This window comes from Bacillus sp. C1 (assembly GCF_054570475.1).
The window spans coordinates 74,171-98,618 of record NZ_JBTMZT010000005.1 but is presented as its reverse complement, the minus strand read 5'-3'; the positions used below and the strand labels follow the sequence as shown (position 1 = coordinate 98,618).

Below are 24,448 nucleotides of genomic sequence, written 5' to 3'. Positions count from 1 at the left end.
CATCATGGATTAAACGAAAATATACTATTTCCTCAAATTCTTTTACCTACTTTATTATATAACAAAGTTAATAAAGTAATTATACAAAATGACCAAATCAGTTTTACATTCAGTAATAACAAATATATAGGAAATGTCATAAAAAATACAAGTATTTTATCTTGGAAATACTTGTATTCACCGAAAAAAATCCTCATAGCGCTTACATTGCTATGAGGATTCCTTCTATATTATATATCTAATTGAACTTCTACTCCGAAATGATCCGAAATCACGTTTCTGTTCATACCATTAAAAATAACGTTTGATGAAAGCACCTTTACTGGTTTGTTACTGAATATGAGATCAATTCGTAAATTCTGCTTATTTTCATCCCAACCAGCAATTTCTCCTTGCACAGTTGTTCCCTCATCTTTGGCCAAAGCTAGCTCATATGTGTCGTAGAGCCCTTTTTTGATAAGATAATCGTATCCTTCACCTTGTAAATGAGCATTATTATTAAAATCACCCATTAAGAATGAAAGTTCAGTATCATTCACATGCTGCATAAAACGCTCCACTTGATTTTGAAACGATTCTTCCTCATCATTCCACCAGCCAAGATGACAAGAATAGCAAGTTATCTTTTTACCTTTATAAGAGATTGTTGCGCTAACAATTTTACGCGTTTTCCAATAAGAAGTATCCCTATTTTCTGATACAAAGAAAGAAGTTTGCTTTACAATAGGATGTTTCGTGAGGATAGCTAAACCTTCTTCATATATGTCATAACCAATGTGCGAGAAATCCCAAACAATACTGTAATTTCCTAAACCTAGCTTCTCAAGCTCTGTAAGTAATACAAGGCCGAAATTGTCTTTTTTCTTATTATCGCATACGTTTTGAGCTTTTATAGATTGGCTAACCTCTTGCAAAGCAATCACATCATAATCTTCTTCTTGAATCGTTTTCGCAAGATGTCTTATCTTCTCTAGTTGGTTCTCCTCTTGCCATGAATGGCAGTTTAAAGTGAGTAATTTCATTTTATTATGCACCTAACATATCTTGAATGTCTGATTTTAATACATCAGCTTTCGGACCATATACCGCTTGAACACCTTTGTCTTTTACAATAAGACCTAAAGCTCCATTTTGTTTCCACTGCGCCTCTGGTGCAACTACATCTAAATTCTTCACTGTTACACGTAGACGTGTCATACAAGCATCAACATCAGCAATATTATCTTTCCCGCCCAACAAATCAATAACCTTTGTTGCTAATGAACCTTCTTTTACATTCGCTGCTTCTTCTGAAGATTCATCTTCATTATCAATATAATTACCTGCGCGTCCTGGCGTTGGTAAATTGAATTTTTTAATTAAGAAATTGAATAATGTAAAGTTTAAACCGAAGAATACCGCTGACACAACAACAAAGTTAATTAAATCTCTTGTTAATCCCGCATTAATCATCATCGGTGTACGTGTAATTAATTCAATAAATCCAAATGCATGAACACGTAAGTTAATTAAATCTGCTAATGCAAATGCCAGTCCTGTTGTAATTGCGTATACAATATATAATACTGGTGCAATAAACATGAACATGAATTCAATTGGTTCTGTTACACCTGTTAAAAATACTGCTAATGCTGCAGATAAGAACATTGGTTTATATTTTGCACGTTTGTCTTTATCAACATTACGGAACATTGCAAACGCAATACCCATTAATGCTGCTGTAGAACCAATAACTTGCCCTGCTTTGAAACGAGCTGGAACAACATTATTTAATACATCGTTATACGCTTTTGTATCACCATTTGCTAACAAGTTATTTAAATCTGTAATCCATGCAAGCCATAACGGATCTTGTCCTGCGACCACTTGACCAACTTTCGATCCAGTTAACATCGTATACGTTCCGCCAAGCTCTGTATAGTTCATCGGAATCGTTAACATATGATGTAATCCAAATGGTAATAATAAACGTTCTAATGTCCCATATACGAACGGTGCAACAACTGGCGCACTATCTTTTGATGCTGCAATCCAGCGACCAAATTCATTTAATCCACTTTGGATGAATGGCCATAAAAGTGATAAAACAATAGCAGTAATTGTAGACCAAACAATTACAACGAACGGTACAAAACGTTTTCCGTTAAAGAATGCTAACGCTTGTGGTAATTTATTATAGTTATAATATTTATTGTATAAAGTAGCTCCTAAGAAACCTGTGATAATCCCTACGAATACTCCCATATTAAGTGCTGGTGCACCAAGTACAGAAGTGAAATAATCTTTTACAAGTAAATCCCCAGCTAATAATGAAGAAACTTTTGCTTTTGAATCCGTTAACATTTCAGCGTTAACGCCAAATATAGCTCCTGTAATTCGATTTGTTAAGATGAATGCTAACAGTGCTGCAAATGCACCGCCCGCACGATCTTTCGCCCAAGATCCCCCAATCGCTACTGCGAATAAAATATGCAAGTTTGTAATAATCGCCCAACCGATGTCTTCCATTACTCTAGCAATTGTATGTACTGCATTTACATCCCCAGCAGACATACCAATTAACTTACCGATGGAAATCATTAAACCTGCAGCTGGCATAACCGCTACAACAACTAACAATGCTTTTCCAAATTTCTGCCAAAAATCAAAAGACGTAATTTTCATCTATTTTTTCCTCCCCTTTTTATTTATAAGATCCCTAATGATATAAATAATAATTTCTCTTTGCTTATGAAAACGATACCCTTTTATAGCGCAAACGTTTTCATAAATCTATTTTAATAAAAGCGTTTTCACATTGCAATATAAATTTATGATTTTTCATAAAAAAAGATGCCACGAGAGCATCTTTTTTTATTAAGAAATACGATAAACCCTTGTTTCATAAGGTTTAAGCGTAATTGTATTACTTGTTTCATGTTCTACTATTTCATAATTATTTAAAAGCAAACGTTTGCGTTCTAGAGAGAATGTATCTTCATTATACACAGCATTTTCTCTAGATATATTACTAATCACAATCACTTTTTCATCATTCAATGTACGTGTATACGCATAAATTTGTGGATCACTCTCTAAAATTAAATCATACGTTCCATAATTAAATACATCATGCTCTTTTTTTAATGCAATCATCTTTTTATAGAAATTAAAAATAGAGTCAGCTTCTCCAAACTGCTTTTGAACATTAATTTCTTTGTAATTTGGATTCATACCAAACCACGGTATACCCGTTGTAAAGCCAGCGTTTTCTTCATCACTCCATTGCATTGGTGTACGTGAATTATCGCGGCAAGATGCCCAAATAATCTCCATCATTTCTTGATGTGATACTCCTTCTGCAATTTTCTCGCGATATAGGTTCTTAATTGCTACATCATCATAATCTTCAATATTTGGAAACTGAACGTTTGTCATACCAATTTCTTGCCCTTGGTAAATAAATGGAGTTCCGTGCATAAAGAAGTACATTGCCCCTAAAGCCGTTGCACTTTCACGCCAATACTGGCTATCATCTCCCCATGTAGAAACAATACGCGGTTTATCATGATTCTCAATATAAAGTGCGTTCCAGCCTTTATTCTCTAATCCTTTTTGCCACTTTGTTAATATCTTTTTCAGCTCTACAATATCGAGTTCTTTTTTCTTTTCTGCATCCCATAAACTTAAATGCTCAAACTGGAATACCATATTAAATTTACCGTTTTCTTCCCCAACCCAAAGATCAGCATCTTCAATTTTGACCCCATTAGCTTCTCCAACAGTCATAATATCGTATTTTGAAAATGTATTCTCTTTCAATTCCTCTAAAAGTGGCTGAATTCCATCTACATTCATATGTTTATCAAAAGAAGACACATACTTTAATCCTTTTGGATTTGGCATGTCTTTTAGGCCTTCTTCTTTTTTTATATGACTGATCGCATCTACACGGAAACCATCGATTCCTTTATTTAACCACCAGTTTACAGTATCATATAAAGCTTCACGAACCTCTGCATTCTCCCAGTTTAAATCCGGTTGTTTACGCGAGAATATGTGCAAGAAATATTGCTCTGTTACTTCATCATATTCCCAAGCAGAACCATTAAAAATACTTTCCCAATTATTCGGTTCTTCTCCATTCTTACCATCACGCCAAATATACCAATCACGCTTTGGATTATCTTTCGAAGAACGTGATTCAATAAACCAAGGATGTTCATCGCTCGTATGGTTAATAACTAAATCAATAATAAGCTTCATACCACGCTTATGAACTTCATCTAATAGTTCATCGAAATCAGCCATCGTGCCAAACTCATCCATAATGTCTTGATAATCACTAATATCATAACCATTATCATCATTTGGCGATTTATACATCGGGCAAATCCAAATTATATCTATTCCTAAATCCTTTAAATAATCAAGCTTTGCAATAATACCTTGTAAGTCTCCAATACCGTCGCCGTTAGAATCCATAAAGCTGCGTGGATAAATTTGATAAGCAACAGCTTCTTTCCACCATGTTTTATTCATAATAGTTCTCTCCTTTTGCATTTTCTTTTTTGAAAAATTTATGCAAACGTTTTCGTAACATTATCATAACAAAATATGAGGAGTTTGCAACTGTTTTCATCGAACTCTATGTAGATTCCTTATTCTTATGCTTTATTTATTCTCATAAAGGTAAATCTCATTCTTCACCGCTCTTGTCCACACACGTTACATATGCTGTTCATATATTAATAACAGGCTCAGATCATTTTAGAAAGGAGATATAACTTGAAACAAACAAAGTTAACTGGGCGCATCGTCGTTCCCTCAGATCCTGAATATGATGTAGCCCGAATAAATTTAAATTTAAGTATTCCAAAACTCCCTTGCATTATTGTTTTTTGTCAAAATAAATATGATGTGTGTAACGCTTTAAAATGGGCACGTGAACGTCATATACCATTTCGTTTAAGAAGTGGGCGCCATAGTTATGAAAATTTCTCTCTTGTAAACAATGGACTGATTATCGATGTAAGTGAAATGAATCGAATTGCCGTTAATACAGAGCATTTAACAGCAAAAATCGAAGCTGGTGCAAATCTCGGTACTGTCTACAACGAGCTTTGGAAATACGGTGTTACAATACCTGCTGGTACAAGTGCAAGTGTTGGGGTTGTTGGATTAACGCTTGGTGGTGGAATTGGCATGCTCTCACGTTTATTTGGCTTGACATGTGACCAATTAGTGGAAGTCGAGATGGTACAAGCGTGCGGAAAAACTGGCGCAAAAATCATTCACGCAAATGAACAAGAAAACGCTCGCTTATTTTGGGCATGCCGCGGTGGTGGTGGTGGAAATTTCGGAATTGTTACTTCGCTAACTTTTCGCGTCCATCCTATAAATACTGTCTCAATCTTCTCGCTTACATGGAAATGGGATGATTTCGTTGCCGCATTTCAAGCTTGGCAGAATTGGGCACCCTATATAGATGAGCGCCTAACCTCGTCTATCGAATTATTCGCTAAACAAAGAAATAAAATTGAAGTAAAAGGTGAATTTGTTGGTCCTCCTTCTGAACTCTATCCACTATTATCCCCTCTTCTTGAAACAGGTAGTCCTTCTCTCTTTGTAGATGAAGTCCCTTATATAAAGGCTGTTCAATTCTTTAATAGCGGTAATATTCCTGAAAAATTTAAACGCTCTGGTTCCTATGTATATAAACCTATTCCTCTTAAAGGCATTCAAATCTTACAACACTTTCTTTCTCATTCACCAAATAAGGATGCGAGTGTTTGGCACCAATCACTTGTAGGTGCTGTAGAAAATATTCCTCCTAATGAAACAGCTTATTTCCACCGCAAGGCAATTATTGCCCAAGAATATATTACCTCTTGGAAATACGATGATGAAGAAAATCACAATATACGTTGGGTTAAAGATTTACGAGAAAGCTTAGCACCTTATACGTTAGGAGACTATGTTAACTGGCCTGATATTGATATACAAAACTGGCAGACTAGTTATTATGGCTCTAATTTTCAAAAGCTACGTAAAGTGAAGACCGTATATGACCCTTGCAATGTTTTTCGTTTTCAACAGAGCATTCCTCCTTCTCATAATGTAAAAAGAAGAACATAGACTTGTTCTTCTACCTACCTTCTTTATTTTACAAAGTTTAGAAATAGCGTCTTACCGCTCACAAATGAAAACAACTAACAATATAAAAAAGGGAAAGCATATAGCCTTCCCTCTTCTCCTCAATTTCTCTATACATGTTAACATCTATTTATTTTCTCTTGCGGAAAAATAAGAATAGAGCGCCTACCATAACTAGAACACCTATTAAATAAAAAATAGTCGTACCGATACTACCAGTATGCGGAATCATCCATTCGTTCTTTGTATTTTCTATTGTTAGTTTTTGTACGCTTGATCCGACTTCTATTTCAATTGGATCTCTTAAAAGCATATAGCCATTTGGTGCTTGAATTTCTTTAATTGTGTACTTACCAAATACTAATTGCTCAGATAGCGCTTTACCATTTTCATCTGTCGTTAATTTCCCAACTTCTTTACCATCTTTATCTAAAATTTGGAATATAGCATTTGCTAATTTTAGATTTAAATTTGAAGCGTCCACTTTCTCAATTTCAATTACACCTTTGTCTAATACCTCATTTTCGATAGTGATTTCTATCGGTGTTTTTGTGTCTTTGCTGATTGCAAAATCATAGGATGTATCACTTAGCTTATAACCTTCCGGAGCTATAATTTCAACCAGTTTATACTCACCAATTGGTAAATCTGTTACGCTAACTTTTCCGTCTTTACCTGATGTAATGGTTTGAATGACTTGTCCATCTTTACTTTGAACTTCGAAAACAGCGCCTTCTAATGGAGTGTTACTACCTTTTGCTACTTTCGTAACTTCTAACTCTCCATCATCGGCTGTATCTTCAACTAGTCCAGCATCGATTGTCATATTGTGTTCATTTTCACCAAGCTTGATAATTTCCGAGTACCCATATTTATCCACATTCGAATCACGTGTTTCATCAGTTCCAGCATTTTTCTTTGTCCACTTGTACCCATCCGGCAACGTAAATCTCACTTGGTATTCACCTGGATCTAAATTTACAAATTTGTAATAACCCGGATTTCCCTTTTTGTCATTACCAGTTCTCGTCATACTAATAACTTTTCCATCTTTATCTAGTAATTCTACGACTACACCGTTCATACCAGTGTTTCCATCATTTTGAATTCCGTCTTTATTTTTATCTAACCAGACGTACTCTCCTAATGAACTCTTTTGGGGTGCTTTTAACTGTACACCTACTCGGTTTGGCTCCGCTGGTTGAATCCAATTTCCAGTTACATCATTAATTGCACTATATCCAAATGAATTCCATGCAATTCCCGCTGAATCATCCAGATCAACTGGTGCACGCATTGACCATTCTAATACCGCTTCTTCACCAGGATATACAAGTTCGTCCTTATCAAATTCAAACTTAACTGCCGTTACCTTTGTTAAATCTGCTGGTGGCTCTAAAGACCAATTCGGATCATTCGCCCCATCTGGATTTACAAAAGTATCGTTTCCTTGAATTACATCATCACGCTTAGGGTTTGGAACAGTCGTGTAATAAATTTTAAGAAAGTCACCCTCAGTCATTTGAATTGGTGAGGTTAAATACGGCGTCCACTTACTCCCACGTTCTTGTACATGATTCTGTGTCTGTAGAACTGACTGGTCGCCCGCCGCAGGGAATATATCAATTAACACACCATTCCTTATGGCTACAGTACCCCCATTTTCAATTTTTAAGCGATATTTTACTTCTCCACCTGGTACAGTCGTGGCTACTTCTGGTGAATCTTTCCAATCATCGTCTAATTCACCTTTTACATATTTAATAGATTTTAAAGATTGCTCTTCTTCAATCTCGATAGCATCTTGACTTTCAATAATCGGGTCGTTTGTATCTACATCTCCATCAAGATCATTTTCATCTTTTCCTGTTGGTTGAGTCCACCCATCTCCAGATTTAATCGTTGTTTCATTAGACATCAAACCTGCTTTATTGTAATACTTACCTGCCATAGCCAAGTTAGTAACCTTTACTTTGAACTTAACAGTTATCGCATCCCCCGCTGCAACACCTAATTCAGCAAAATTCCATCGCAATAGTGTTCTACCTTTTTCTTTATAATCGGGGATTGCTTCTATTTTTACTTTTGTAGCATCATAAGATTGCTTATCCCATTCACCTTTGACAAAAGTAAACACCTCTGAGCCCGGCACATATTCCAATCCTTTTGGTAACCAATCTACAATAATAGGTTGGTTCAAAGTAGAAGTATTCCACTCTGTTTTACCAGTTAGCTCAAATTCAACTTCTTCTCCCTTACTATACTTCTCTCCGGGCGGTGTTAATGCTTTTTTCTTAAAGCTAACTTTTGATTCTGGATTGTCTTTTATTTTTACTTGTGCTGTTGCTTCTTTTATATAATTCTTTCCATCAATATCATATGAAATATGTCCTGTGTTTTTCAAAACGCCTTCTGAAAAGTTAGGATCGTCCACTTTAAAGTTCAACCATGTCCCAGAGCTCATATAAAAATCTGCAGGTACTTTACCAAATTCATAGCGAATTCCGGTTACTTTATCACCTTCAGCTAATGATAGTGAAGAAGCATCTAACCATTCTCCCATATTGTTACGAATAACTTTCCATTCTTTCCACTCTGGATTATTCTTCGTTTTATATAAAAGCTTATATTCGCTTACACCAGAAAACGTACCGGTATGCATTTTTGTAAAATGTAGTTGTTCATCAAATCGATCGTCTTGAAGTACAAAATTATCTATTTCTTTAGCATACTGATTTTTAACATTGTATAGTGTAAAAGCAACTTCTTCCTCTTTACTGTACTCAGGCTTTTGAGCAGCTTTTATTAAGTCTGAAAAAGCTTGCTCTGGTGGAACAACAGGAGGCGTTATCTCTTTGTTAGAAACATCAACATATACATGCGTTTCTTTTGTTAACTCATCTTCCCCTGTCGGCTTCAGCTTTGCCTCAGCCATATTTGGAATTGATTTACTTTCGTTTTCACCAAAATATTCTTCTAGGAACTTCACTTTAACTTTAACGAATTTTTCACCTGCTACATTTTGTAATTCCCATGCTACAGTATGGGAATTTGCGTCATACTTCCCGTTATCACTTGCTGATATAAACTGAGCCTCTTTTGGCAATATATCTTTTATTGAAAGTGAATCCAGTGTAGTAGGACCACTAACGTGTTGAACACGAATTGTATATTCCACTTCTTCTCCTGGTTTAACCTGCCACTTGTTAGGCGTTTTGCTCATATTCCATTCTGGTTTCTTAGGTGGTTCAGGTGGAACTTCTTTTTCATATGCTACAACAGCCACTTGATTAGACGTTTTCCCCCCTTGGTCTGATACAAAATCTGCTACAGCTGTAGCTGTCGTTCCATTCTTTGTTCCACTTGGAAACTTCACTGTAATAGGGATTGCCTTAGAATCCCCATTGGGAAGAAAATCTTTGAATGTATAAATAACCGAATGCGTCGCTTTATCATATACTGCATCCGTACCGCTAATTTTCCCATGTCTTACATATTCAACTTCAGGTGGCAATTTAACAATAATTTTTGCATCATTATGCCCACCTTCTAATCCAAATGTACTCATATCAAGTTGATACACAAACTCTTTACCTACATCTTTTTGCGAACCATCCCCGCCTTCAACTGAAAGCTTTAAGCTAACATTTGCTTCTTTGTCGTATGTTGCTGCTTCTACCATATGTATATATGGTTGTGCAATAATTTGTAGTATCATCAAACAAATGATAAAAATACTAATCTGTTTACCTTTCATCCTCGCACCTCTCTATTTATCTCTCGACAATTTTGGTAATAAAGTCCATTACCTTAAGCTCAAAACTTTGTGATCTATTTTTATAGATTATTCATTAATCTGTAAATCTGAATATTTATATTATACGAAAATTAAGAATTCTCTTGATGCACATATACTTTTTCAACTAGCAAATTAATTTACAATATCACTTCCTCTTATTTGTCTCCTCAGCATCAAACTTGTATATAGTATCTACATCATCATAGAATTCTAGATGAAAGAGTTCCTTTATATTTTTCCTTCCACGTAATCGCTCTTTATACGCGTCAGCAATCCATGTTTTTACCGCTACGTATCAACTACATAACCTCAAAATCTTTCAAGCCTAAATTCTCTAAAAGCCCTATCTATTAAAAAAGTTACATATTTTTCTACACTAACAACAAAGAATCCATATGGACTATATATCTATACAAATTTGCCTATTCAAAATCACTATAATAACACAGTTAATGTTGTAAATATATATAACAAAGATACAAAGTTTATAAAACTGCGTAAAGTAAACAAAATATAAACTTCTATCATCTTATTACCTGCAATATCTCCCTCATTTTGCGTCTCTCAGACAATGTTTTTTTTGCAAAAAATAAAGGGATTTGCCATTTTGTGACTAATAACAAAAATAAGGAGGGTTATTTGTAAAATACAAACTTGTCTGGGGGATTGGTATGATTCAAGTTCAAAATTTAGTAAAATCGTTTGGCTCGTTAGATGTTTTAAAAGGGATTAATTTAGAAGTAAAAGAAAAAGAAGTTGTTGTTTTAGTTGGTGCAAGTGGTTCAGGAAAAAGCACGTTACTTCGTTGCCTCAACTTTTTAGAAATGTACGATGAAGGTGACATTTACTTACAAGGCGAACAAATTGATCCGAAACGTACAAACTTAAACAAAGTCCGCGAAAATGTTGGAATGGTATTTCAACATTTTAACCTCTTTCCGCATATGACCTCATTAGAAAACATCATAGAAGCACCTATTCATGTAAAAAAAATGAACAAAACAAAAGCAGAAGAGATTGGATACGACCTTTTAAAAAAAGTAGGATTACAAGACAAAGCAAACGTAACACCCCACCTTTTATCCGGTGGTCAAAAGCAACGTGTTGCGATTGCACGTGCACTTGCAATGAACCCAAACATTATGCTATTCGATGAGCCTACATCAGCTCTTGATCCCGAACTTGTTGGAGAAGTGCTACAAGTTATGAAAGAGCTCGCTCATGAAGGGATGACAATGGTAATCGTCACCCATGAAATGAACTTTGCGCGTGATGTGGCGGATCGCGTCATCTTTATGGATGATGGAAAAATTGTAGAGGATGCACCGCCGGAACAATTTTTTTCAGCACCTTCAAATGAAAGAGCAAAACAGTTTTTACGTAACGTTTTATAAACATAGACTTCATTTCCTACAAGTACTTCAAACGTTACAATCCATACGGGTAGCCTGCATTGCTCCATCTTAGAAACTCCCATATAAAATACGGCGTCGCCTGTATGTACAGGGTAAATATATAGGAGGGGTTTTTATGAAAAAGAAAATATTTACTGTTTTTGCAATGATTACACTATGTGTATCTTTCATACTTGGTGCCTGTAGTAAGGAAACTTCAACAAATGAAGAAAAGGAATTCCGCTTTGCAATGAGTGGCTTATATAAACCCTTTAATTTCAAAGAAAATGATGGAAAATTACAAGGTTTTGATGTCGAAATCGGTGAGGCTCTCGCAAAAAAAATGGGAATGAAGCCTGTACCAGTTACAAATCCGTGGGAAACATTAATTCAAGGATTAAAAGCAAAAAAATATGATGTGATATTAGGTAGTATGGCCATTACAGAAGATCGATTGAAAGCGGTTAATTTTTCAAAACCTTATTATCGATCTGGCGTCCAAATTTTCGTAACAAAAAAGAACAATTCCATTTCTTCAGAGGAAAGTTTGAAAGGGAAAAAAGTCGGTGTTGTAAAAGCGAGTACATTTAAGGAACTTGTTGCAAAGCAGACAGATCAAATTACAGAATATGACAGTGACGTTACTGCACTTATGGATTTAGAACCTGGACGTGTAGATGCAGTAATTACTGATCAAATGGTCGGACTTCGTATGATAAAAGAAGGTAAATCAAATATAAAAGAAGCTGGCAAGCCATTAAATCTTGATGAAATGGGAATCGCTATTCGCAAAGACGATCAAGAAATGGTAAAGAAGGTAAACAAAGCATTAGATGAAATTATTAAAGATGGCACATATGAAAAAATCAGTAAAAAGTGGTTTGGGCGTAATATTCTTGGGGAAGAAGCAAAGACAAAATAGATTGGCTTACTTCATTTTATAAGTAAAGATAAAACCAGATTCAAAGTTTGATTTCTTTTTCTCAATAAGCAATGCCCCACCTAAGCCGTGGGGCATTTGTATCTATATCTTAAAATTCATTCCATATGAGGTGACGCTAATGATTGATATTTTCATATCTACTTATCCAACACTTCTGAAAGCTGTTGTCATTACATTACAATTAACATTAACTTCATTACTACTCGGATCATTAATTGGGCTCCTATTTGCCTTCTTTCGCATTTCCAATAACAAGTTTTTAAACAGTATTGCGCACGTATATATTGCCGTTATACGAGGTACACCCCTTATCGTTCAAATTGCAATTTTGTACTTTGGGATTACTTCTATTATCGTCCTGTCTCCGTTTTGGGCAGGAGCAATTGCATTGGCTATTCATAACGGAGCATACATTACAGAAATTTTCCGCGGTTCTATTCAATCTGTCGATCGTGGTCAATTAGAAGCTGCTCGATCTCTAGGAATGCCTTATCCACTTGCCATGCGTCGCATTATTTTACCACAGGCATTCCGCCTTTCTATCCCTCCGCTAGGCAATCAATTTATTATTGGGTTAAAAGATTCTTCACTTGTTGCATATGTCGGAATGCCAGAACTATGGGGCTCAGGCTTATCAATAGCTGCTGGTAACTTCCAACAGTTAGAAACATATGCTGTTGTCGGTATCTACTATCTTGTACTTGTGCTTTTATTTACTTATTTCGTAAATCTGCTCGAAAAAAGACTTCAGCGCAAACAACACAATTCTCTGAAGACACATAAAGAAAAAGAAAACGCTGTTTCCTTATAGAAAAAATAATAGCAAAACTTCTGCTTAAAAAGGTCAATGATGTATTGCTCTCATTGACCTTTTTCTCTATCTAAATTTCATTTACACTACGCTTCCTCAAAAAGCATTCCTTTACGAATAGTTTATCTCCATCTAACTTTTTTGTTTTCACCAAATTTTAAACCGAGAGTATTACTATCCGCAAATAGCGGAATACAAATAAAAGCAAGCTACTGAAAAGTAGCTTGCTTTATATTGTTAAAAACTTCAAAATAATTAATCTAAACTCACGGATTTACTTTTTTAACAGTTTCCTGTTCCTCTATATGCTCCTCACGATACGAAATATTCTCAGGATCTAATCCATTCCCTAGAGAACCATAGAAATGTTCCCTATGAGGATCAACTAATTCACTGCCTTGATAGTATACGCGAGGCGTGTTCCAAAGCGCTGCTAATGCTTTCGTCATCGGCATTTCATGATAACGCTCCGGCCACATTTCTTTAATTTTTTCTTTCACTAATGGATAATACTTTGAACTCATAGCAGGGAATAAATGGTGTTCCGTATGATATGAGAAATTAAAATGCAAAACATCAACCCAACGCGGCACCGTTACAGATAAACAGTTTGCTAGTGGATCATTTACTGGAACGATTGGGTTTAAGCGATGGTTCGTTGCAATATATGCCATTACAATAAAGTTGGCAATTAATAATGGAATTATATAAGCAAACAACCATTTCCCAGGCCCCATAATAAATAATAAACTAATCCAAACCGTCCACGGCAAAAGAAGTTGAAGCCATACAGATTTTTGATTCGATGACTTAAATTCTTTTATAAAATGAAAGAACATACGAGTTGAATGTATTGTAAATTGAATCGTTAATGACAGAAAACTAAAGAAAGAACGTACATGAAGCGGCATACGATATACCCATCTTAAAAATTTGCTTTTCTTCATCTTTTCAAGCGTTGGCCACGCATCCGGATCATGTTCTTCATGCTGCGTATGAACATGGTGCGTCGCATTGTGCCATTTTCTCCACAATTTTGGTCCTGTAGACAATGGCATAAATGCAATTGCTCCTAAAAAATCACGAAGCCATGCTTTTCTTACAACTGTCCCATGCAAAATTTCATGTCCTAAAAATCCAAGTGAAGCAAAACATAACCCGAGAACAATTGCGATCCCAAGATTTGCCCACACATTCAAGTCAAATAAACCAATCGTTATTAACCCAGCTACCGCCACAAGTAAATAAGCCAGTCCACCAAATAAACGAGTTGGAACTGGTTTAAATGCTTTCTTTGGCAAATGCGGCGATACACGTGCTGCATACCATCCAAACGTATGAAGCTCCTTCATCATTTTGCCCCTTTCCTATGCCGCGCTTACGCAACTTGCATAAATCAATTCTTGTTTCCAGATTGATAATACCAGTTAATTTCAAAAATCATTTTTAATACATAAATCATACTCACTCTATCGTCACTCATTTTCACTTTTATTATCAATGAAAAATATTTCTCTTTTTACTCTTTATCAACCTTTCCACATGATGAATCATATCAATAGACTTTCTGCATTGTCAATAACTTTTATGACCTAGTATTAAAATGTGGTTATATTTTTATAATCATATTTTATTTCAACAAAGAAAAAACATAGATTTTATAAGCTTTTATCCGTTATATATATAGATACTTTCACATATTGAAAAACAGTCTCATTCAATAATAGCTTATATATAAAGACAAATAATTCGTAATAAGATTGACTTTAATTAAAAAGATCCTTATGGTAAAGTATGTATTTTTGTTATATCAAAATAATATTTTTGTTTTACAAATATTTAATAATTTATTCTTACTTGCATAGTATCCCTTTCTCCTAAATTGCCCTCCCCCATCCTTACTCTATATAAAGAAGGATGACTCGATTAAAATACTCTACATGAATTTCATATAAATTGGAAAAATTAAGTAGTAAATTATTTTAAAACAGGAGGAATACAAGATGACAAACAATTCATTTCCCCAATTTCCAGAACCGTACTGGCGTGATTCTACTTCACTCTCTACCTTCCCTAAACTGTCAGAACATATAAGAACAGAGGTTGCAATTATTGGCGCTGGAATTACAGGTATCACAACTGCTTATTTACTGGCAAAGGAGGGTGTGAAAGTTGTTTTAATTGATTCTGGAAACATTTTAAATGGAACAACAGGCCATACGACCGCAAAGATTACTGCACAACACGATCTCATTTATGATGAACTGATTCATCATTTTGGAGCTGATCAAGCTCGGCTATACTATAAGGCAAACGAAAAAGCGTTGCAATTTATTAAAGAAACAATCCAAACAAATAACATCGACTGTGATTTTACTGAAGAAGACGCCTACTTATATACAACTTGCAACGATGGATTACGGAAATTAACAAAAGAATACGAAGCTTATAAAAAGCTAAATATTCCTTGTGACTATGTAGAGTCCATTCCGCTTCCTATTTCAGTTCAAGCAGCACTTGTTATGAAAAACCAAGCACAGTTCCACCCTCTTCATTATTTAAAAAATCTTGTTGAACAGTTTATTGAAGCAGGCGGATCTGTCTATGAGCAAACTACTGCGATTGATGTCGAGAAAGACTCATCCCCACAAATTATTACAAAGGATGGCCATCGGATTACATGTGAATATGTTGTCTCCTGCTCTCATTTCCCTTTCTATGATGCGAACAGCTTTTTTTTCACGAGAATGTATGCAGAGCGTTCCTACGTTCTCGCTATAAAAGCAAAGACAGATTATCCTGGAGGCATGTACTTAAGTATTGATAATCCTACACGTTCCTTACGTTACACAACAATGAATGGAGAAAAACTCATTCTTGTTGGCGGTGAAAGCCATAAAACAGGACAAGGGATTAATACGATGCTTCATTATGAAGCATTGCACTCTTTTGCAGAAGAAACATTTGGAATAGATGAAATTCCTTACAGATGGTCCGCACAAGACTTAATTACATTAGATAAATTACCTTATATTGGCCATATTAATGAAAGGAACTCAAACATATTCGTTGCAGCAGGGTATCGAAAATGGGGGATGACAACAGGAACAATTGCAGCACACATATTAACAGACGCTATTACAAAAACAAATAACCCTTATAAAGAACTCTTTACACCATCACGGTTCCATGCGGATCCAGATATAAAAACATTTGTTTCTCAAAATCTTGATGTGGCAAAACATTTGATTGAGGGCAAGCTAGAATTCGCTCTCCGTAAACCAGAAGATCTTGAAAATGGTGAGGGTGCCGTTGTAAGAGTTCACGGGAAACGTGCAGGTGCTTATAAAGATGATGGAGGAAAACTACATATTGTCGATACGACCTGTACGCACCTTGGGTGTGAAGTAGAATGGAACAGCGGTGATTGTACGTGGGATTGCCCTTGTCATGGTTCGCGCTTTTCAATTGAAGGAGATGTCATTGAGGGGCCAGCAGAGAAACCACTGAAACGGGTTGATGGAGAATAGATCGTTTTTACAACAGAAAGAAATTGGCTACTGCAAAAGAAGATTATTTTTGCAGTAGCCAATTTTTCATGTACGAACTCTTATTTAATCATCGATAGAATTCGACAATAGAAGGAAAATTGTAATATTCAACAAAATAGTATATTAATCTATGAAAAGAGGTGTATGCTATGCAACCATCTTCTACACTTCATCCAGAATCCACAAAAACGAGTTTTTCAAACTCTATTACAAAACTTGTCGTTTTCATCTGTTGGCTCGCTATTTTAGCGGATGGATACGATTTAGGCATTTACGGTGCTGTTTTACCATCACTTCTAGAAGATAAAAGCTGGGCCCTGTCCCCCGCAGAGGCTGGCACAATTGCCAGTTATGCGCTATTTGGTATGTTTATCGGAGCCATCTTTGTTGGTACTATCACAGACTTCATTGGAAGAAAATGGACTCTAATCTATTGTTTGGCCCTTTTTTCTATTACAATGGGTCTTGCTGCAATGGCTTCATCACCTGAACTATTCGGCCTATTTCGTTTTATCGGGGGTATTGGTCTTGGCGGGGTAATCCCAACTGCTTCTGCACTCACAGTTGAATATTCGCCTGCAAAACGACAATCTTTCACTTATGCACTTATGTTTACTGGTTATCCACTAGGAATCGTTTTAGGAGCTATTTTATCTATGTTTATGTTACAAGATTTTGGCTGGAGAGTCATGTTTGGTATTGGAATGATTCCACTTCTCCTCATCCCCTTTATCATTCGTTACTTACCAGAATCTATTCAATTTTTACTCTCACGTAGCCGCCATGAAGAAGCTGCGCAAGTTAGTAAACGTTATCAAATTGAATTACCTTCCCAGCAAATAACGAATCAACCTTCAACAAAACATAAGCAGAGCGGGATCATTACTCTATTCTCAAAATCTTATATAACAGCCACTCTACTTTTTTGGGTTACTTATATTATGGGTATGTTTCTTATTTACGGGTTGAATACATGGTTACCACAGATGATGCGCCAAGCCGGATATCCACTAGGTTCTAGTTTATCTTTCTTACTTATGCTTAATATAACAGCTGCAATCGGTGCATTGTTGGCAGGAGCGATTGCAGATCGCATCGGAGCTAAGATTGTTATTAGCATTTCTTATCTTATAGCCGCTATCTGTATTGGATTGTTGACAATAAAGCCTCATATTTCTATTATTTATATTTTAATCGGACTTGCTGGAATTGGGTCCGTTGGCATTACCCAAATATTAAACGCTTATGTAACCCAATACTTCCCTTCACACGCTCGTGCTACATCTTTAGGATGGGGACTTATTGGCGCAATCGCTGGCCCAATTATTATAGGAGTATTAATGACTCTACAATATGATCAAGTATGGAACTTTTACTTATTTGCAATTGCTGGATTTATTGCAGCTGTTGCTGTTTTCTTTATTCCTAAACAAAGTAAAGTTAGCTAAAACAGGAGCTAGGTGGCTCCTGTTTTTTTGTCATTTTTTGCTGGTTAGTCGATATCCTTTGTCGAATCGCTGATATATTTTAATTTGCGCCGATATATGATGAGAAACGGTCGATATATTTGAAAAATCATCGATAAAATTTCATTCACCATTTTATACGAACCAACCTCGTCAAATTACAATGTTTCTTTTTAGAAGTTCGTAGGCATTTCCCTTTCCACGCAGCCTGAAACAAATCATTCAATCTATTGGTACTCTGTTTCAGATAACATGTCCCGAAACAAGACATTCAATCTTTCAATTTCAATACCCTGTCCTTTTTCAATTCCCTTCACATACTCCTGGTAGTACTTTATTTGTTCCTCCAAAAATTCATTTAATGCTATAATTTTTGGACCAGCATCTAGCTCAACGCCTGCTTTTTTCTTGATTAGTAAATCTTCAATCTCATTTAAAATTTTTTGTTCTATTGATAGTTCAGTAATTAATCGGTCAAATTCTACAGGCGGTAATGTCCCTTTCTCTTCTAACCATTTGCAAGCTAAAATAGGCCGCAATACATAGAAGTATTTTTTTAACTTCACACTCTCTCCTTGTAGAAATTCATGATAGTTTTTTGATGCCATATGTAAGTAATGGTAGATTGTTGCTTTTGGATCAAAATCATTTTCGCTCACCTTCTGTAGACGTTCTGGAAGGTCAGAATCCTTAGAGTAAAAGATTGGAGAGCGGATCCATTCTAATAATGCAGGATTTGATTTTGCAAATAATCGCAGAGCTTTTCTAATATCCCAGCCACTTATGTCTAAAGCATCGCTAATTGGATATTCAATGACATCGCGTTTTTCATTTATAGATAAATACCACTCTACTGGATGAATGTATACAAATCTAACATCGTAATCACTATCTTTCGACGGGAATCCCCATGCACGGCTTCCAGATTCCACCGCGAATAAAATTTTTACGTTATTCTCTTTCTCAATTCTCTCTAATTCCAATTGAATTTTACTTTGCATATGTATCCTCCTCATTTTTTGATCATTTCCCTGGAAATTCGACAAATATACTCACCATTAAAGTAAGATTCTACTTCTAAAATATATCATGCCGCCATTAATATGTATGGAAGCTGCTAGGTTCTTCCTAACAGCTTACAATCGTTTTATTTTTGCTGCTCGCCAAGAAATTTAGCAATCTGCTCAAACTCTCTCTTTATTTCATTTTGATACATATCCACCTTTTTAAAATCCATCGCAGCAATATAAATTCGTTCTAATTTATCTCGCACTGCTTTTGCCTCCGCTAAGAACGACATAGCTTCATTCATCTTTGCTTTATATCGAATGGAAACATCTCGAATTTCCTTAGCATATTTTTCATCCGTTCCTTTCTTAACAATGAAATTATACATATCAATAATCTCATCACCTTCTCGTTCCGGAAAATATTCATGAGGCGCTGTACTATCAAAGATTGCAAAGCCTAACTCTCTTACAATAATCATATCAAGGCTATTTGGATCAAAACCACAATGATATACTTCAACTTCAAAGCCTTTTTCTTCTGCTGTCGCTCCTATTTTTTTTAACATTGTTGATTTTCCAGTTCCTGGACGCCCTTTTATAAAATAACGATGCGGGATTCCTTCTGTTAAATTTGGAACGAAATCAACCGCACCTTTTGGTGTCGCTGCTCCTAAGAAACGGTGCTTTACAACCGCTTGTTTTCCTTTGCTATCTGCAAATAATTTTTGGATAAGCTGATTTGTTAATTTATCTGCTTTTTGAAAATCCATATTATTAATATAAATTTTTTCCCAATCATCATGTATAACTAATGCCTCTTTGAAACAATTATATGCTGATTGAAATGCTCGGCTTGCTTCTGACATATATCGTTTAATCGTATCTTTACGGTTTCGTAATTTTTCTGAATCCCAAGCCTCTCCTAAATTTACATACTCTTCTACAACTCCAGGTGTTTTAGGCTCAATAACATGTGGTGCTGTTCCATCTACAATTCCTACTTTTAATTTTGGAATAATAACACCGTCGATAGATTTGTTATCAGAAGAACAATGCAAAAGTTCAATATCATAGCCTCTTTCAGTCCACTCACGTCCAATTGCTTTCATTAGCGAAGATTTCCCAGTTCCTGGACCACCCTTCAAAATAAAAAGTCTTTCCAGTCCAATTAAGTTCTCCTCATATAAGCTATAAAAACCTCTAGCAGTATTCCCACCAGCATAATAATTCAAAACTTTTCCTGTCACTGCACTCACTCCTTTGCAGCAATTTGCTTACATAAGCCACCATATGCTGGATCCCTTAGTTGGGTGAATACCTATTTTCATTCTTGCATTAAAAAAGGAAATGAATTACAATTTAAATAACAGAAAATTTCAAATTTTAAAACTGAATAATTTCCTTATCGAGAGAGGCAGAGGGACTGGCCCTTTGAAGCCCAGCAACCTCAGTTTATATAGACTGAATAGGTGCTAAATCCTGCAAAATGCAACGCATTTTGGAAGATAGAAAATGAACTTACATGTAAGTATGCAAAGCCTACCTTTCTTGATTTGAAAGATAGGCTTTTTATATTTCAAAAAAATTATTGGAGGTATTACCAATGAAAGTAATTGATTTATCACAAACATTCGAAAACAATATGTCTCAATTTCCTGGAACACCGCCGATTCATTTAGAATCTATTACAAGTGTTGAAGAGGCTGGATTTCAAGTCACAGATTTTCATTCAATAGTTCACGTTGGTACACATTGTGATGCACCCGCCCATTTTATTTCAGGTGCATCGACAATTGAGCAATTACCACTTAATCAGTTTGTAGGTGAAGCTATTCTCATTGATGTAACACATGTACAAGAACGAAAATTACCTAAAGAAGTATTACATGATGCAGGAATAAAAGAAGGAGATATCGTCATTTTCCATTCTAATCTCTCAAACAAATGGAATACAGCAGCATATGAAAAGGAAGCCTTTTATCTTTCAGAAGAACTTGCTGAAGAATTAGTTAGATTAAAAGTAAAAGCTGTCGGTTTAGATTTCATTTCTCCTGATGAAGTGACAACTGAAACATCACCAATTCATCATATTTTATTAGGAAATAATATTTACTTAATTGAAAACTTAACAAACTTAGCTGCAATTGAAACAAAACGCTTTTTCTTTTCAGCAGCACCACTGAAAATTAAAAATAGTGACGGCGCCTTTGCTAGAGCATTTGCGGTTATTTTCTAATTCACTAAAAAAGCAGAGATCATCATTGACCTCTGCTTCGATATTTTCGGTTTACATTAAGAAAAAGCTTTTCAACACGAGGACGAACCCATGCAAAATAATCCTTATCTTTCTTTTTCGTACAAATGATTTCTTCTCCGTCAACCATCCCGACAAGCTCTAGTTCTAACAGTTGCCTCGTAAATTCTAGAATGTTCACTTCTTCTTTTGGATATTCTTCTTTTAACTTTCCCTCAATTTCTCCCAATAAAAATCCGTCACGCATCATGGCAAGTGCATCAATACAAAGTGGCGGCATTTCATATTTTTCGCCTGTAATTGTATCTTTTACAATATAATTCTTTTGCTCTTTTCGAAATTGAATCGTGTGTAAACATACAGTCGAATTTAATGTTAATTCCATCATACCACCTCTTTCATAATATCTGCATAGAAAAAAGGATGCGTGTGCACCCCTCTTTTTTAATTCACAGAAATCTAATTCATTCTAAACATTCATAGAAATGAAAACTACAAACCGGTACATGAGTAATCAAACTTCATGTCGATATTTTCCTCCATTATAAACTAAGTATTTTAGAAAAAAAAGCATTCTTGATGCTTTTTATAAAATGTTTATATTTACATAACAAGAACACTTTTCTGAAAAATCCGCTTGTCTTTTCATTCTATATAATTGACAAGGATACTGCTAATTTGTCACTATATCATGCTATGCAAAACAGAAAAAGCAAACGAGTTGGGAACCTTTTTTATTTTCGTAACTGCAACTTATATACTTGTAAACAAAGCCGTTATATATTTTATTGTAAAAAAAACCATTTCAAGATACTTATTCTATAGCTCTTGAAACGGTATTTAGAAAAAATGATACTATATAACTTTATCCATGTAATTTAATCTTCATCTTTTACATCCATATCCTCTGGAATTGGTTCATTTAATATTTCTTCTACTAACTGCTTATATTTTTCCATTTGTTCTAAATGCGTATTGAACTGTTCTTTATTCAGCAAATATTGCTCACCATCATACACAGATCGAATTCGTTTTTGTTGAACCAATTCTTCAATATAAGACTCCGGAAGATTTAAATATTCTGCTGCTTCCTTTATTGTTATATACAATTCTTTCATTCCCTTACGATTTTTTACCTCTCCATCATTATAAAAGATTTTTATACATAAAGTGAAACTTTAATCAGTAGGGGTTTTCTTCAACCTCCACTAATTATTAATCTTCACGAATCAGGCTTTTGCGAGGTAAAATAAAAAGATTTTGTGAATACAAACCAAAAAGCAGGTAGATGCATTCCATATATTGTATAATACATAGAGTGGTATAAAAATATAAAATGGCATTTATCCATTTATACAAAGGAGAGTTAACATATGGCTACTCGTCACATCATTACAATGTTAGAACAATCATTACAAGCTGCAACAACAAACACTGCTTCTCAGCTTTCTAAAGAATTGCCAAAAAGAATTATCGAGCAAAAAAAAGTAACAAATGAAAACATGAACTATACTACAATTGGGGACTGGTATCAAAATCATTTCTTATTCCAACAAGATGATTTTCTTTGGGCTAAATATGCTTACTATGATGCGTACTGCGAGGCATTACAAAATCAAGGCCACCTAACTAAACGTGTGCGTCACATATTAGAATCTGTTGCAAGAAAGCATGGCAAACAATACATTGCTTCAATGCAAAATAAGCAATTTCCTAATCATTACACACAAGGAACAGCATAAATTCCCTTTAAAAACAGATGAGTAATAAAAAACATTTACAAATAAATCGTTCACGTCGCCATATTCCCCTCTTTCAAAATACATGTAAAAGACGTGCACTGAAGAAACCGGTGTCATATAAATGAAAAAAAAGCTAGAAAACAAATAAACACCCAGCTACTTTATAAAGACAAGAAAGTAACTGGGTGTTTATCTGTAAAAAACATTTTGTTCTTCCCACGTTTTAAACTTCTCAGCAAGATCCATTATTTCATCATTTGCTTAATAAGTTCTCGGTTACGCTGTTTAAAAACATCATTATGTGAAGAAACCATTCCGTATTCACTCGCCTCTGGCTGAATAAATTGCTTCGCCTTATTTACAGCATTTCCAGCATCTTGGAAAGCGCCTGCAATTAAATGCAATTTCCCTTCATGCTTTAAAATATCTCCAGCAGCATATAATCCTTCTATGGAAGATTCACTACTTGCACTCCCAGAAATAAAATAGTTATCAACGATTTCAACATTTAGTTCACTATTCTCCAATAATGTCATATCACGTTCATATCCATGATTAATAATGACCTCGTCAATCGATAAATGAGAAACTTCACCTGTTTCGTGATTCGTTAACTCAACATATTCAATCGTTTCGTGCTTGTCATCAGCCACTAGCTTTGTAATTGATGTATGAAAGAAACAATCCGCCGAGCTATTCATAAGCTGTGTCACTTGTGCTTCATGACCAGCTAACGCATCTTTTCTATATGTTAAATAAACCTTTTTCGCAATGGGCTCTAATTCATTTGCCCAATCTATCGCAGAGTTTCCCCCACCTGAAATAATTACTGTTTTATCTTTAAAACGCTTCAAAGATTTTACCGTATAATTTAAATTCGATACTTCAAACTTCTCTGCACCTTCAATTGCTAATTTTTGTGGTTTCAATATTCCACTTCCAGTAGCTACAACCACTGTTTTTGAAAAATGCTTTTGACCGGAGAAAGTTGTTAACACAAAAATCCCATCTTCATTCCGAGTAATTGATTCTACCTTTTCATTTAACACTACTTCTGGATGAAATGTTAATCCTTGCTCCACCAGTTGCTCGATTAACCGCGCTCCCGTAACCGGGGGCAGTCCTCCGATATCCCAAATCATTTTTTCAGGATAAACGTGTATCTTTCCACCTAACTGTGACTGAAATTCAATTATCTTCGTTTTCATTTCTCTTAGTCCACTATAAAACGCTGAATAAAGTCCTGCTGGACCACCGCCAATTACGGTCACATCAAATAGCTCTTCTTGATTCATTTGCGTTCACTCCTCGGTCACCAAATTAAATTGATTATCATTCTCAAT

18 protein-coding genes and 1 riboswitch are annotated in these 24,448 nt (G+C 35.2%); of the genes, 8 read left to right on the top strand and 10 right to left on the bottom strand.

The window, feature by feature from the left end:
• Positions 1 to 230: 230 nt before the first annotated feature.
• The 3 genes from ACX5JI_RS16555 to ACX5JI_RS16545 all read right to left on the bottom strand — a co-directional run bounded on the left by ACX5JI_RS16555 (position 231) and on the right by ACX5JI_RS16545 (position 4,521).
• Positions 231 to 1,022: an endonuclease/exonuclease/phosphatase family protein gene (locus ACX5JI_RS16555; RefSeq protein WP_459502127.1), complete on the bottom strand. Its 792-nt coding sequence runs from the start codon at positions 1,020 to 1,022 to the stop codon at positions 231 to 233.
• A gap of 4 nt (positions 1,023 to 1,026) precedes the next feature.
• Positions 1,027 to 2,664: a PTS transporter subunit IIBC gene (locus ACX5JI_RS16550; protein ID WP_459502126.1), complete on the bottom strand. Its 1,638-nt coding sequence runs from the start codon at positions 2,662 to 2,664 to the stop codon at positions 1,027 to 1,029.
• A gap of 192 nt (positions 2,665 to 2,856) precedes the next feature.
• Entirely contained in the window at positions 2,857 to 4,521 is a 1,665-nt protein-coding gene (locus ACX5JI_RS16545) for a glycoside hydrolase family 13 protein (protein ID WP_459502125.1), read from the bottom strand.
• Between the two features lie 246 nt (positions 4,522 to 4,767).
• Here ACX5JI_RS16545 and ACX5JI_RS16540 point away from each other — a divergent pair, with 246 nt between their 5' ends.
• Positions 4,768 to 6,117 carry an FAD-binding oxidoreductase gene (locus ACX5JI_RS16540; RefSeq protein ID WP_459502124.1) on the top strand — a complete coding sequence of 450 codons (1,350 nt, stop codon included), beginning with the start codon at positions 4,768 to 4,770 and terminating at the stop codon, positions 6,115 to 6,117.
• A gap of 148 nt (positions 6,118 to 6,265) precedes the next feature.
• Here ACX5JI_RS16540 and ACX5JI_RS16535 read toward each other — a convergent pair whose 3' ends face one another.
• On the bottom strand, positions 6,266 to 9,892 hold the full coding sequence (locus ACX5JI_RS16535; RefSeq protein WP_459502123.1) for a SpaA isopeptide-forming pilin-related protein: 3,627 nt from the start codon (positions 9,890 to 9,892) through the stop codon (positions 6,266 to 6,268).
• A 713-nt stretch (positions 9,893 to 10,605) separates the two neighbouring features.
• On the opposite strand from ACX5JI_RS16535, the gene ACX5JI_RS16530 reads away from it, so the two are divergent.
• The 3 genes from ACX5JI_RS16530 to ACX5JI_RS16520 all read left to right on the top strand — a co-directional run bounded on the left by ACX5JI_RS16530 (position 10,606) and on the right by ACX5JI_RS16520 (position 13,082).
• Positions 10,606 to 11,328, top strand: a complete 723-nt coding sequence (locus ACX5JI_RS16530; protein ID WP_459502122.1) for an amino acid ABC transporter ATP-binding protein — start codon at positions 10,606 to 10,608, stop codon at positions 11,326 to 11,328.
• 136 nt (positions 11,329 to 11,464) lie between these two features.
• Positions 11,465 to 12,250: an ABC transporter substrate-binding protein gene (locus tag ACX5JI_RS16525; protein WP_459502121.1), complete on the top strand. Its 786-nt coding sequence runs from the start codon at positions 11,465 to 11,467 to the stop codon at positions 12,248 to 12,250.
• Between the two features lie 139 nt (positions 12,251 to 12,389).
• Positions 12,390 to 13,082 carry an amino acid ABC transporter permease gene (locus tag ACX5JI_RS16520; RefSeq protein ID WP_459502120.1) on the top strand — a complete coding sequence of 231 codons (693 nt, stop codon included), beginning with the start codon at positions 12,390 to 12,392 and terminating at the stop codon, positions 13,080 to 13,082.
• A gap of 266 nt (positions 13,083 to 13,348) precedes the next feature.
• Here the strand turns inward: ACX5JI_RS16520 and desB are convergent, their stop codons facing one another.
• Entirely contained in the window at positions 13,349 to 14,434 is a 1,086-nt protein-coding gene (desB, locus tag ACX5JI_RS16515) for a Delta(10) desaturase DesB (protein WP_459502119.1), read from the bottom strand.
• 651 nt (positions 14,435 to 15,085) lie between these two features.
• Here desB and ACX5JI_RS16510 point away from each other — a divergent pair.
• Together ACX5JI_RS16510 and ACX5JI_RS16505 are read left to right on the top strand one after the other, a co-directional pair.
• The gene (locus ACX5JI_RS16510) at positions 15,086 to 16,612 is read left to right on the top strand and encodes an FAD-dependent oxidoreductase (RefSeq protein WP_459502118.1); all 1,527 of its coding nucleotides are present in this window, start codon (positions 15,086 to 15,088) and stop codon (positions 16,610 to 16,612) included.
• 170 nt (positions 16,613 to 16,782) lie between these two features.
• Entirely contained in the window at positions 16,783 to 18,081 is a 1,299-nt protein-coding gene (locus ACX5JI_RS16505) for an MFS transporter (RefSeq protein WP_459502117.1), read from the top strand.
• 245 nt (positions 18,082 to 18,326) lie between these two features.
• On the opposite strand, the gene ACX5JI_RS16500 is transcribed toward ACX5JI_RS16505, so the two are convergent.
• Both ACX5JI_RS16500 and ACX5JI_RS16495 read right to left on the bottom strand, forming a co-directional pair.
• Entirely contained in the window at positions 18,327 to 19,100 is a 774-nt protein-coding gene (locus ACX5JI_RS16500) for a nucleotidyltransferase domain-containing protein (RefSeq protein ID WP_459502116.1), read from the bottom strand.
• A gap of 146 nt (positions 19,101 to 19,246) precedes the next feature.
• Positions 19,247 to 20,356, bottom strand: coding sequence for a PRK06851 family protein (locus ACX5JI_RS16495; RefSeq protein WP_459502115.1), 1,110 nt, complete (start codon positions 20,354 to 20,356; stop codon positions 19,247 to 19,249).
• Positions 20,357 to 20,508: 152 nt separating this feature from the next.
• Positions 20,509 to 20,621: riboswitch (SAM riboswitch) on the top strand.
• A 91-nt stretch (positions 20,622 to 20,712) separates the two neighbouring features.
• Here ACX5JI_RS16495 and ACX5JI_RS16490 point away from each other — a divergent pair.
• Entirely contained in the window at positions 20,713 to 21,345 is a 633-nt protein-coding gene (locus tag ACX5JI_RS16490) for a cyclase family protein (RefSeq protein WP_459502113.1), read from the top strand.
• Positions 21,346 to 21,367: 22 nt separating this feature from the next.
• Here the strand turns inward: ACX5JI_RS16490 and ACX5JI_RS16485 are convergent, their stop codons facing one another.
• Positions 21,368 to 21,748 (bottom strand): hypothetical protein, encoded by a 381-nt coding sequence (locus tag ACX5JI_RS16485; RefSeq protein ID WP_459502112.1) that lies wholly within the window; start codon positions 21,746 to 21,748, stop codon positions 21,368 to 21,370.
• A gap of 493 nt (positions 21,749 to 22,241) precedes the next feature.
• On the bottom strand, positions 22,242 to 22,481 hold the full coding sequence (locus ACX5JI_RS16480; protein WP_459502111.1) for a helix-turn-helix domain-containing protein: 240 nt from the start codon (positions 22,479 to 22,481) through the stop codon (positions 22,242 to 22,244).
• Between the two features lie 255 nt (positions 22,482 to 22,736).
• Between ACX5JI_RS16480 and ACX5JI_RS16475 the strand changes: the two genes are divergently transcribed.
• Complete coding sequence (locus tag ACX5JI_RS16475) at positions 22,737 to 23,105, top strand: hypothetical protein (protein WP_459502110.1); 369 nt, start codon at positions 22,737 to 22,739, stop codon at positions 23,103 to 23,105.
• Positions 23,106 to 23,350: 245 nt separating this feature from the next.
• Here ACX5JI_RS16475 and ACX5JI_RS16470 read toward each other — a convergent pair whose 3' ends face one another.
• On the bottom strand, positions 23,351 to 24,400 hold the full coding sequence (locus ACX5JI_RS16470) for an NAD(P)/FAD-dependent oxidoreductase (protein ID WP_459502109.1): 1,050 nt from the start codon (positions 24,398 to 24,400) through the stop codon (positions 23,351 to 23,353).
• Positions 24,401 to 24,448: the final 48 nt, after the last annotated feature.